This window comes from Thalassolituus hydrocarboniclasticus (assembly GCF_025345565.1).
GTDB lineage: Bacteria > Pseudomonadota > Gammaproteobacteria > Pseudomonadales > Oceanobacteraceae > Venatoribacter > Venatoribacter hydrocarboniclasticus.
On the sequence record NZ_CP054475.1, the window covers coordinates 555456 to 567500 of the forward strand.

The following is a 12045-nucleotide window of genomic DNA, read 5'->3' on the forward strand; positions in this document are numbered from 1 at the left end:
TTTAGTTAGCCTCAGAATTTAAACTTGGGTTATTTTCAAGATTCATTTCGTCATAGATACGCATTGAACGCAGCATAACGTCACGATCAATCGCTTCCAGACTGTTGTCGTACCGGTCTTCCACATTCTGGTAAAGCCGGTCGACGCCACTGGCTTCCTGCCAGGGCACAAAGTAACTGACAGAAGGCTGCTCTTTATCACCGACAATCTTACTTTCCAGTTTGATTGCTTCCTCGGCGATAACCGGCAGACTGAATAAGCTTACGATCAGCAGGTATTTCATCATTTATTCCGCCGCCAGTTTGCCGTTACCTGTGTTTGCCGGACCTGCATCGATAAAGCTTGTGCTGATTCCGGTACGGCTCTGTACTTCCTCATACCAGTCGGACGCCGCATGCGTCTTTTTATTGGTCAGAAACAGGTAGGCTTCATAGTGTGCCTGTGCCTGCTGCGGAATGTTGAGATACAGGTCATAAAGTACGGCCAGATTCAGATGTGCTTCAGGAAAGTCAGGCCATTGTTGCAGGGCTTTGGCATAAGTATTTTGTGCCACAATAAATTTACCCTGATGACGCTGAGCCTCACCCAGTCCGAGCCAGGCGTTCACATTCTGTGCATTAATGCCCAGAGCCTGCTGATAATAAGCCTCGGCTTCCGCCGGACGATCATTGGTCATACTGATATCGCCCAGCATCACCAGCGGCCCGGCCAGCGACGGATCTTTTTCGACGATTACTTTCAGCTTTTGCACGGCGGTTTTTTCGTCATCCGCGGCCAGTGCTTTTTTCGCTTCAATAAACAGCAGTACAGAACCTTTGCTGATAGTGCCGGTTTGCTTCAGGTAAGGGTTTTCTGCCGGCACATAGGGAATTTTCTGCCCTTTCTCGTCGTATCCCTGTTTTGGCAGATACTGCACTGTTTGTGTCAGGGTTTGCGGTTCTGTTTTTATCTGCGTCTGTTGTGCTGCACAACCGCTGAGCAGTGCCAGAATCAACATGGGTTTAACGAATTTCATCGCCATACCTCTTTTGTTCTTCAGTTTTGTTAAAGCGTGCAGGAGAAAGCAGCGCCAGCGCTTTGAAGCTGTCATCAATCCATTGGTTGAAGTGACCTTTCCAGCCCTGTTCGACGTTACTGGTGTATACCGATAACGCCAGTTCCAGCATCGGAGTAGCCTGCTGTGCAATCAGCTCACGGAACATTGCAGCATCCTGCTCCGACATGCCTTCCGGAACCGGCAGGGTCTGCAGTTCATTAGCCATTTGCTGGTACAGGCGGGCGATTTTAAAGCTGCCCTGGGTCGTAAACTCCAGCAGGCCATATTCGGCAGCCTGCTGATAACGGCTGACGGCATCCTGCAGGCTCTGGTTTTTCAACGGTAAATTACGCTCAAGATTGGCCGCCAGACGACGCTTATTAAACTCACCGGCAAAGTAATCGCCGTATTCGGTATTAGCCCAGGCTGCAAGCCAGCGCGAACGGTCCGTACGCTGATCACCACCGCTGGCATCACCCTGAATTATGCGGCGTAACCAGTACAGTTTGCGTCTCTCATCTTTTTGCTGGCCGTAAATCAGGGCAATGTGATAACGCGCTTCCATACGATTATCGAATGGTTGTTCGTAATTACGTGCCCAGGTTTTGTAATACTCAAGCGCGGTATCCAGCTTGCCCAGTTTTTCGTAAAGGCCGGCGGCGGCAAACAGGGCATCACGTTTTACGTCGGCACTTTTGTCATTGGCATAGAGGTAATCGTAAGTTTTCGCTGCCTGCAGCAGCTGACCATCCTGCTCATAACCGTAAGCCAGTTTACGTGGAAACTCGGCTGCAAGTTCGTGCTGTGGATAGAGTGCGCGCAACTCTTTAAGTTCAGTGATGGCCGGTTGCCATTGTTTTTCTGCAAGTAAGGTTACGGCTGCATCGTATTGGGCAATGACACGGACTTTGCTGTCTGGTGCAATGGTTTTGATGCGCAACTGCTGTTCGGCGGCTGCCAGTTTTTGTCCGGCGGCCATCATACCTTCGGCTTTTTTATACACGGCGGTGGCCATACGCTCGCTGACCGCGACATATTGCGGGTGTTGTTTACCCAACAGCTGACGCTGGTTGTCGTAGTTCTTTTCCGCTTCCAGATAATTTTTCTGCTGGTAATAGGAGTGCGCAATAATACCGTACGCGGTTTGCTTCAGATTTTTATCCAGCGCTTTATTGCCGCTGATCAGCTTGCTGGCGACGTCAATCGCTTGTGGATAACGGTTCAGGCTGAATAAATATTCGGCAGCGTTAGTCAGTACCGCAGGCGATCGCTTATCGCTGTCGTAGCGCTCGGTAAAGCGCAGCATACTGGCAACGGCGTTTTCCTGTGCGTGGGATTTTTCTTTTGGATTCTGTTCCAGCTCAGCAATACGGTTCTGATAGGCGAGGATAGCGGCGTAGCCGGAGCGGTTGCCGAATTCTTTATCCTGATACTGGTAGCTGACAATTTCGTAGTCGGCAGCCGCCTGCTCGTACTGCTTCGCCTCGAAATGTGCTTCTGCTTTCAGGTAACGCTGTTTTGCCAGGTCGCTGCTTTGTGGAAAGCTGCTCAGGTATTCACCGTAATATTGGGTTGCACTGGCATAGGATGCCGCTGATTTTTCATTAAGCTCATCGGCACCTTTAATTTTGGCGGCGTCTTTTTCGCCAGCCAGTTTGGCCTGTGCCTGAGCCTGGGCGTGAAAATGCGCTGCCAGTTCAGTCAGATAAGGTTTCAGGTTGCTGCTGATTTCAGTCCGCAGGGGTTCGCTGGCCTGCGCCCAGTAAGCCGATTGCATTCCGTACTGGGCGACATAGGCCTGTTTAGCCTGCAGTACATCTTTGGCAAAGGCGCCTTTTATATAGGCAGCAATCAGCTTGCTGTGCATGCCCGGAGTACGGATATCCAGTGGATAGCGTTCGATAAAATACTGGTAAGTCGCTGCACTGTCGGCGTAGCGGTTTTTCTCGAGGTAATAGGCCCCCAGATTTTCATACACCTGCCAGATATAGGCTTTGTTACGCAGGCCTTTAACGTCGCTGATTTTCTCGGCGCCACCGAGATTGACCAGTGTCAGACTGATGGAGTGCAGGGTGTCATCAACCAATGGCTTTTCGGCGTTGCTCAGGGTCTGGCTGCTTTGCTCGTCAAGGACAACGGAAAGAACATAAGCAAAAGATTCCAGGGCATCATCAAACAGTCCGCGTTTATACAAAGCCCAGCCCAGCATGTAATGAGCATTGAGCTGCAGTGATGGGGCATTGGCTTCCGTTACGGTGCGGTAATGGAATTCGGCCTGTTTGTATTTTTCATTATTGAAATTGATGTCGCCTAAACGGAAGTGTGCTTCGGCAATACCGGAATAATCCGGGTGCAGGGCTACCAGACGCTTGAGCATAGCTTCGGCATTTTTCGGTTCGCCTTCCATCTCATAGGCTTTTGACAGCTGATAGAGCACTTCGGCGTTATCCGGAGAGTTCGGATATTTTTCCAGAATGTCGATATAAGAATTAATGGCGTCGCGGTAGTAGCCTCTGCTCGGTTTATTGTCCGGGCTGGTTTGCAGGTGATCACCTTCCGCCATGGAAACCCCGGCGATACGGCGTTCGATCTGCTCTTTCAGGAATTTGTCATCAACCAGTTCCAGCAGTTCCTGATATTCCTCACGCACCTGGTGGTGATTCATATCAGAAAAATCGAGATTACTTTCTTCGGTTTCCTGACTCTTTAAGCTGCCGATTGTGTCGCTGCCGCCAAACAGACTGCATCCGCTCAACAATATTGGCAAACCCATAAGCAAGCCTATGTGGTTAAGGTGTTTCATTGCTGTGCTCCGCTGCTGGAATCTTCAATGTTGTTAAGGGCTTTATCGTAAAGCCGGGCTTTACCCAGGCGCGCCTGCGCCCAGTAGTACCGGATCCGCTCTTCGTGCTTGTCCAGCTCGGCGGTAATAACGCCACGCATTACTTTTTCCAGCGAGCGGATCAGGTTATTGGTATTGGCTAATTCTTTACTGACTTGAGTGGCCAGCTCGCGGCTGCGAGCTTCCAGCTGATAGCTGAGTTTGTAAGGCTCTTTGATGGCAGCAACCTGATCCATTTTATCGCCAACCATTTCCAGATCTTTCTGCGTATTGGCCCAGAGGCTGGTAAAACGCTCCTGGTCACGTTCGGACAGCGTCAGGGTGGTCAGTTTCTGTTCCATTAAACCATCTTTATAGAAGCGAAATTTTTCCTGAGCTTCGTTGGTGGCGGTCATTAACTGCTCCATTCCGGTCTGATCGCGACGGATACGGATAATAAGTTCGTGCTCGTGAATCTGCATTTGCCAGAACTGCAGGTTGCGGCGAATGCCATACAGGTCGCGTAATTCTTTAATAACTGAATAAAAATTGTTCGATGCCATCAGTTCGGTAAGAAAGGGCGTCAGTTTGGTGTAGTCGACACTGGGTTGCATACCATACCAGTCAGACTCGTCCAGCATAGCTTCGAGGTTAATAACGAATTCCTGAGGAATTTCCTGTGAAGCGATAACCTTGCGTGCCATTTCAATAGTATTGAGGCCATCTTTAAAGGCTTTTTCGGCCAGCAGGTATTGTTTCAGAGCGCTGCGTTTGGCTCCCTGAGTTTCATAGACATGGGCCAGCAGTACTTTGGCTTCCTGGGTTTCAGGAATGGTGATCGAACGCTGGTTTAACAGATTCAGCGCAGGTACCGCGTCGCCATAGCGCTTTAATTTGATCGCAGCCCAGGCATAGGTTAACAGTGCCCGGTTGGAATACAGGCCGGTAGTACGCACACCCTGCAGATAATTCCAGGCTGCCAGCAGATTGCCTTCGGTCATTTCCAGTTGCGCCAGTGCGTGTCGTGCCCGGTCGGCGAGCACGGCCAGCTCTTCGCTTTTATGTAACGCAGCGGTGCTCATCACGCGATTCAGGCTGGCCATGGCTTCTTTGGTTTTGCCGCTTTTCAGCTGGCTGATGGCCAGGTTGTAAATAAGGTAAGGTTGAAAACGGATGTTGTCTGACAACTGATTAATACCACTGTTTGCGGCATCAGTCTGACGATTGCGGATATTAATCAGGGTTGCCAGATAGTTGTACTCACTGGCAATTTCAGCCGGTATGTGGCCGCTAATCTGCATCAGGGCGTGCGCCGCCCGTGCGGTATCGGCTTTCTGGTAATAGAGTTTGGCCAGATAAAACCAGGCACGGTTACGTTGTTCCGCTGCAACTTCCGGGGTGAGCAGCTGGCTGAAAATTTCTTCGGCCTGGGCGGCAATACCGTAAGACAGGGTCATACCACCTTTCAGCAGACGGGCTTCGTCACCATGATGCTGCAGGGCATTCTGGCTGTGGGCATATTCGTACTGTACCAGGGCTGAGAAGTAATCCTGCTGGTAATAATCAAACAGAATACCGCCGTACTCGAGGTCTTTTACCTGTGCGGCCGATACATGATGTGTGGCAAAAACCAGTGCCAGCAGAAAGCGCGTGAAGATTTTCATAAGCACTACCACTGATTAATGGTAAACACAGGTTCCTGGCGGGCGCTGTCATCCGTGATGGTCAGCTCCAGAAACTGACTTGCTTTGCCTTTTTCCAGTGTCAGCTCGGCCGCTCTTTTATAGGCGCGGCCATTGGGGCCGATGCCGGTAAAAAAGGCGGTGACTTCGTGCTTGCCTTCAGACAGGTTGGTCATAAACAGTTTTTGTACGCCGCCACGATTCAGAGCTTCACGCTGTTTGGCTGAATACAGGTGTGAGGAGACCATTTTGTCGTCAATTTTCAGTTTTACACTTTCAAGGGTAAAAAACTGTCCACCTTCGACGGCAACAAAAACCGTGAACTGGGTGTTGGTAGGAAACAAAAGAGCTTCCTCCATGACGCGCAGATCTTTGTTCAGCATGATGACGCGGGTTTTCAACGCCTGAATATTGCCGGATAAACGCTGAACTTCACTCATCGCTTTGTTGGCTTTTTCTTCTGATTTCTGCTGGCCAAAATCGATACTGGCATCGGCCGCCAGTAAAGGGGCAGATATGGAAAGACTGAAAAATAATGACAAAAATGCCCAAAAACGCACGTCTGTTACTCCTGCCGCTTTTACGCCGACGTTGGACGGTCGGGCATTATCTGCACTTCTCAGTTTAAAAACCTGCACCTGTTCAAAAAACAGGGTTACGCCAATTTTTTTTGCCGATAATGAGTGGTGCGTCACACTTTTGTTGTAACGGATGTCACAGTGTGAACAGGTTAACAGTCGGAAAGTGATTCACTGCCAGACACCTGTCAGTGCTTTTCCGTAAGATGCCAGCCGAATCTGTTATAACGGCATCATCATGCAACGATACCTGATATTGGTACTGAGTCTGTGTCTCGGGGCTTCTCCGGCTCTGGCACGACAGGGCAGTGCGGCACAGCCTGAAAAACAACCTCCGCAAGTTTCCAGCGAAGATATTGATCAGGCCCTGAAGGTGAAGGTGATTGATCCCTATCTTGAGCTGCATACCGGTCCGGGACGCGGTTACCCGGTGATTTATGTGGTGGAAAAGGGTGAAGATATTGCGGTGGTCAGTCGCCGTACAACCTGGTACCTGATCGCCGACCGGCGTGGCAAAACCGGTTGGGTAACGCGCGAAAGTCTGGCGCGCACCCTGCTGGAAACCGGCACGCCGGTAGCCTTGCCGGAGACCCGTCATGGTGATTTTTTACGCCACAAGGCGCGGCTTGGCTTTACCGTCGGTCAGCAGGAAGGGTCGGAGCAGGTGAGCCTGCTGGCGGGTTACCGCCTGAGTCGTAATTTTGGTATTGAGGCTGAGTACGGCCAGTTATTTGCAGAAACCGTCGATGGTTATCAGCGCTCCGTCAGCCTGATCGTCGAGCCAACGGATCGCTGGTCTTTCACTCCTTTTCTGTCAGCAGGGTTCGGTCGTCAGGAGTTGCAGCTGAAAGAAAAATTACCCGGCAATAAACCGGTTAATGACGATTTCCGCAGTCTGGGCATTGGCGTCAATGCCTACATCGGTTTCAACTTCGTATTGCGCGGTGAATACCGCAACCTGACGATATTTTCAGACAATGACACAGTGAGTAACGCGATATGGCGAATTGGTTTCAGCAGTTTCTTCTGACAGCAGCAGTATTGCTGCTCAGCCCATTGGCATTGTCTGCGGAAGAAGGTAATGACGGTACCGTCGTTATTAATCCGATCAAAATTATTGAACCGGATGTTCAGCAAAGCAAAAATGATCAGGCAAAAATCGACAACGAAGTGTTTGAGGCTGGTTTTTTCCTTGGCATGATCAGCATCGAAGATTTCGGTACTCACCCGCTGTATGGCGTAAAAGCGTCATTTCATGCAACGGAAGATTTTTTCCTGCAGGCAAACTATGGCCGCAGCGAAGCCGGGCGTACAAGTTATGAAACCATTAATGGTAGTGGCATCAATATTCTGACCGATGCCGAGCGGGAATACAGCTATTACGATGTGCTGGTTGGCTACAACCTGTTCCCGGGGGAGACTTTTGTTACCCGTAATTTAACGTTTAATTCTGCGTTTTACCTTGTTGGTGGTGTTGGCAATACGCGTTTCGCCGGAGATGAGCAATTTACTCTGGTGGTTGGCACGGGTTACCGCATTATTTTTTCTGACTGGCTGACCTGGAACCTGGATTATCGTGATCATATGTTTGATACCGAGCTTCTGGGTACTAAGAAAAAGACTCATAACATTGAATTTGCTACCGGGTTAACAGTTTTCTTTTAATTGCATAACAGATTGTAAACGCAGGTCGCATTTTGTAGCTGCTATTCCGTTTACCATATAAGCGTTACTTTAAGGTTGGAGGCTTTATGGCTAGTCGGAATTTCGCAACAGGTGTTTTGCTGTCTGTTTTACCGTTAATGTTCAGCAATGTCAGTGTTGCCGCTTCACCCTCAGACTATAGCGAAGCCTGTGAGTGTAAAACTTCAGAGAATGGTACGCGTACCATTCCGGTTTTAATCCGCGACTTTAAAACCAGCCATCCGGATTTTGAAACTATGGATGGTGTCGATTATGGCATTGTAAAAGAAGATCTGGGTGACGATGGTCGTCCGGTATATGCGCATGAAGGCCGCAGCAGAACGACAACGGGCAAAGCCAATTTTGACCAGTGGTATCGTGATGTGCCGGGCGTGAATATGGCCATCAGCAAGAACCTGACGATTCGTGAAATAGCTTCAGGCTTCTGGGAATACAGCAACCACAGTTTTTTCCCGATTGACCGTGAGGGCTTCGGTAATCAGGGAAATTATCATAACTACCACTTCACGCTGGAAACACACCTGAAGTTTTATTATGTACCGGGCGGCCAGTTTACCTTCCGCGGTGATGATGACCTGTTTCTGTTTATCAACGGTAAGCTGGCGATGGATATCGGTGGTGTTCATGGCATGATCGAGAAAACCCTCGATCTGGATCAGGTTGCGGAACGGCTGGGTATCGAGCCTTACCATACTTACTCTTTTGATCTGTTTTTTGCCGAGCGTCATACCTCTGAATCGCATTTTCAGTTTCAGACCACGCTGGAGCTTGAATGCCTGTAATACAGACATTATGAGCGGATGAATCTTCCATAAAAAAACCCGGCAATTGCCGGGTTTTTTATTACTGCGGGTTCAAGCCAGAATCAGTTGGCTTCAACGATGCGCTTCATGTCAGTCATGTAGCCACGCAGTTCCTGACCAATCCACTCAACCGGGTGGTTGCGGATGTTTTCGTTCACTTCGATCAGGCGCTTGTTGTCTACAGAGTTAGACTTCAGCTTCAGACCTTTACCGATAACGTCGGTGCTGATATGTGGCATGAACTTCTCGCGCAGCAGAGGTACCGCAGCGTGAGAGAACAGGTAGTTACCGTACTCAGCAGTATCGGAAATAACCACGTTCATTTCGTACAGCTTACGACGCGCGATGGTGTTGGCGATCAGCGGAGTTTCGTGCAGAGACTCGTAGTATGCAGATTCTTCAACGATGCCGCTCTCAACCATGGTTTCGAACGCCAGTTCAACGCCGGCTTTGATCATGGCAACCAGCAGGATGCCGTGGTCGAAGTATTCCTGTTCGTTGATTTCAACGTCAGAAGCCGGTGCTTTTTCGAAGCCGGTTTCTGCCGTTTCTTCACGCCAGGTCAGCAGGTTTTTATCGTTGTTGGCCCAGTCAGCCATCATGGTGCGTGAGAATTCGCCGGTCATGATGTCGTCCTGATGCTTGCGGAACAGAGGACGCATCAGTTCTTTCAGTTCTTCAGCCATATCGAACGCAACGATTTTCGCTGGGTTAGACAGGCGGTCCATCATGTTGGTGATGCCACCGTACTTCAGCGCTTCAGTTACAGTTTCCCAACCGTACTGGATCAGCTTGGCTGCGTAGCCTTCGTCGATACCGTCTTCAACCATTTTCTCGAAGCCCAGGATCGCACCGGTCTGCAGCATGCCGCACAGAATGGTCTGCTCGCCCATCAGGTCAGACTTAACTTCAGCAACGAAAGAAGATTCCAGACAGCCAGCGCGGTGACCGCCAGTACCGGCAGCCCATGCTTTAGCGATGTCCCAGCCTTCGCCTTTAGGATCGTTTTCAGGGTGAACAGCGATCAGGGTCGGAACACCGAAGCCACGCTTGTACTCTTCACGTACTTCAGAACCCGGGCACTTAGGAGCAACCATCACAACGGTCAGGTCAGGACGGATCTGCATGCCTTCTTCAACAATGTTGAAGCCGTGGGAGTAACCCAGACAGGCGCCTTCTTTCATCAGCGGCATAACAGCAGAAACAACAGCAGTGTGCTGCTTGTCTGGCGTCAGGTTGATCAGCAGGTCAGCCTGTGGCACCAGTTCTTCGTAAGTACCAACAACGAAACCGTTGTCAGTCGCGTTTTTCCAGGACTGACGCTTCTCAGCGATGGCTTCAGCACGCAGGGTGTAAGACACGTCCAGACCGGAATCGCGCATGTTCAGACCCTGGTTCAGGCCCTGAGCACCACAACCAACGATCACAACTTTCTTACCTTTCAGGAATTCGGCTTCGGAAGCGAATTCAGAACGGTCCATAAAACGGCAGCGACCCAGCTGATCCAGCTGTTGACGCAGGTTCAGAGTATTGAAGTAGTTAGCACTCATCTCTGGCTCCTTAAATTGAGGTTATGTGGATTTAAAAACGTTGCGGCGAATAGTAGGGGAAGATGACTGTTGCGTAAAATGCTATATTTGCGCCATCTCGTTGCATTTTATGCAACAACCTTATTTCGGCTAAGGAAATACGATGGATTACAAGGACTTGCAGGTGTTCCTCAGTCTCAGCTCGCTGCAGCATCTGGGTAAAGCCAGCCAGCAATTACATATGAGTGCGTCGACACTGAGTCGCCGTCTGGCGCGGATGGAGGAAGAAGCCGGGGCACAATTGTTCAGCCGTGACAGCTCGCCCCTGCAGCTGACGCCGGCGGGTGAGCTGTTCCGTCAGCATGCTGAGCAGACCCTGCTCAGCTGGGAGCAGTTGCGCAGTGCGGTGGGAACTCAGGTCAGTGATCTGAGTGGCCGGCTGACACTGTATTGCTCCGTTACCGCCAGCTACAGCTTTCTGGCGGACTTATTGTCGCGCTTTCGTGAAAAATATCCGCAGGTGGATCTGCGCATTCATACCGGCGATGCGGCGGAATCCATTCCCCGGGTCGAGTCCGGCGAGGCGGATGTGGTGATTGCTGCACGTCCGGAACAGCTGGCTGCTGGGCTGACATTTAAAGCGATGGCGGCATCACCGCTTCTTTTTATAGCGCCGCGCGCACCGGGAGCGGTGCTGCCGCTGAATCAGACGGAGATCGATTGGGCGCAGGTGCCGATGGTGTTGTCCGAATCCGGTCTGGCGCGTACCCGCGTGAACCGCTGGTTCGCCGCACGCAATATCGCCCCGCATATCTATGCACAGGTAACGGGTAACGAGGCGATCGTCAGTATGGTGGCGCTGGGTGTAGGTGTTGGTGTGGTGCCGGAACTGGTGTTGCGCAACAGCCCGATGGCTGGCCGGGTGCGGGTTTTAAATGTGCAGCCGGAACTTGAACCCTTTGCCATCGGTCTGTGTGCCCAGAGTCAGCGTTTGCAGGAACCCCTGTTGCAGGCGTTATGGAAGACAGCCGCCATTTAATGCCTCATAATGAGCGGTTCTACTGAGGTGTGTTTATGAGCCTGCAACAAATGAATGATGACAACAAGGTTGTACCCCTGATGGATAACGAAGACGAGAACGGACGTAAGTCTGCCAAGTGGCCGGGACGCAAAGGCATTTACCTGTTGCCGAACCTGTTCACTACCGGTGCCTTGTTCTCCGGCTTTTATGCGGTAGTGGCCAGTATGAACGGCCATTTCGAAAACGCGGCGATCGCGATCTTTATTGCCATGATCCTCGATGGTCTGGACGGACGTGTTGCCCGCCTGACCAATACTCAGAGTGACTTTGGTGCTGAGTACGACAGTCTGGCGGATATGGTGTCCTTTGGTGTGGCGCCAGCGCTGGTTGCGTTCAGCTGGGCACTGCAGGATCTGGGTAAGATTGGCTGGGTTGGTGCTTTTATTTATGTCGCCGGTGCGGCATTGCGTCTGGCACGTTTCAATACCCAGCTGGCGGTGGCCGATAAGAACTTCTTTACCGGTCTGGCCAGCCCGGCGGCGGCAGCTATTGTGGCTGGTACCGTATGGGTGTTCAGTGAAACCGGAACACCGGGTGCGGAAATCGCCTGGCTGATGGCCGTTGTCGTGCCGGCTGCGGGTTTGCTGATGGTCAGTAACTTCCGCTACCACAGCTTTAAAGGTCTGGATCTGCGCGGCAAGGTGCCTTTTGTTGCCATGCTGGCCGTAGTCTTCGTGTTTGTCGTGGTCTCCATTGATCCGGCCAAGGTACTGCTGGGCGTGTTTATGATCTACGCACTGTCGGGTCCGGTGTATGAAGCCTGGCTGCGTTTGCGTGAAAAAAGAGCCAAAGGTTGAATTCTTAGCTCAAT

Annotated in this window: 11 protein-coding genes; 5 read left to right on the forward strand and 6 right to left on the reverse strand. The window is 51.0% G+C overall.

Annotated elements, in window-relative coordinates:
- Position 1: 1 nt before the first annotated feature.
- Genes HUF19_RS02340 through HUF19_RS02360 form a run of 5 tightly spaced genes read right to left on the reverse strand, consistent with a single transcriptional unit; the run spans position 2 to position 6099 of the window.
- Positions 2-286 (reverse strand): hypothetical protein, encoded by a 285-nt coding sequence (locus tag HUF19_RS02340; protein ID WP_260998321.1) that lies wholly within the window; start codon positions 284-286, stop codon positions 2-4.
- Positions 287-1015, reverse strand: coding sequence for a tetratricopeptide repeat protein (locus tag HUF19_RS02345; RefSeq protein ID WP_260998322.1), 729 nt, complete (start codon positions 1013-1015; stop codon positions 287-289).
- A complete protein-coding gene (locus HUF19_RS02350; RefSeq protein WP_260998323.1) occupies positions 1002-3839 on the reverse strand; it encodes a tetratricopeptide repeat protein in 2838 nt (945 codons plus the stop codon). Before HUF19_RS02350 ends, HUF19_RS02345 begins: the two co-directional genes overlap by 14 nt.
- Entirely contained in the window at positions 3836-5521 is a 1686-nt protein-coding gene (locus HUF19_RS02355; protein ID WP_260998324.1) for a tetratricopeptide repeat protein, read from the reverse strand. Before HUF19_RS02355 ends, HUF19_RS02350 begins: the two co-directional genes overlap by 4 nt.
- 5 nt (positions 5522-5526) lie before the next feature.
- Positions 5527-6099: an AraC family transcriptional regulator gene (locus HUF19_RS02360; RefSeq protein WP_260998325.1), complete on the reverse strand. Its 573-nt coding sequence runs from the start codon at positions 6097-6099 to the stop codon at positions 5527-5529.
- Positions 6100-6355: 256 nt separating this feature from the next.
- On the opposite strand from HUF19_RS02360, the gene HUF19_RS02365 reads away from it, so the two are divergent.
- From HUF19_RS02365 to HUF19_RS02375, 3 genes are all read left to right on the forward strand, one after another.
- On the forward strand, positions 6356-7147 hold the full coding sequence (locus HUF19_RS02365; RefSeq protein WP_260998326.1) for an SH3 domain-containing protein: 792 nt from the start codon (positions 6356-6358) through the stop codon (positions 7145-7147).
- Positions 7117-7782 (forward strand): outer membrane beta-barrel domain-containing protein, encoded by a 666-nt coding sequence (locus tag HUF19_RS02370; RefSeq protein ID WP_260998327.1) that lies wholly within the window; start codon positions 7117-7119, stop codon positions 7780-7782. The genes HUF19_RS02365 and HUF19_RS02370 overlap by 31 nt, the downstream gene beginning before the upstream one ends.
- 86 nt (positions 7783-7868) lie before the next feature.
- Positions 7869-8603, forward strand: coding sequence for a fibro-slime domain-containing protein (locus tag HUF19_RS02375; protein WP_260998328.1), 735 nt, complete (start codon positions 7869-7871; stop codon positions 8601-8603).
- Positions 8604-8686: 83 nt separating this feature from the next.
- Here HUF19_RS02375 and ilvC read toward each other — a convergent pair whose 3' ends face one another.
- Positions 8687-10174 (reverse strand): ketol-acid reductoisomerase, encoded by a 1488-nt coding sequence (gene ilvC, locus HUF19_RS02380; protein ID WP_260998329.1) that lies wholly within the window; start codon positions 10172-10174, stop codon positions 8687-8689.
- Positions 10175-10316: 142 nt separating this feature from the next.
- Between ilvC and ilvY the strand changes: the two genes are divergently transcribed.
- Both ilvY and pssA read left to right on the forward strand, forming a co-directional pair.
- Complete coding sequence (gene ilvY, locus HUF19_RS02385) at positions 10317-11192, forward strand: HTH-type transcriptional activator IlvY (protein ID WP_260998330.1); 876 nt, start codon at positions 10317-10319, stop codon at positions 11190-11192.
- 35 nt (positions 11193-11227) lie between these two features.
- Positions 11228-12031: a CDP-diacylglycerol--serine O-phosphatidyltransferase gene (pssA, locus tag HUF19_RS02390; RefSeq protein WP_436317735.1), complete on the forward strand. Its 804-nt coding sequence runs from the start codon at positions 11228-11230 to the stop codon at positions 12029-12031.
- Positions 12032-12045: the final 14 nt, after the last annotated feature.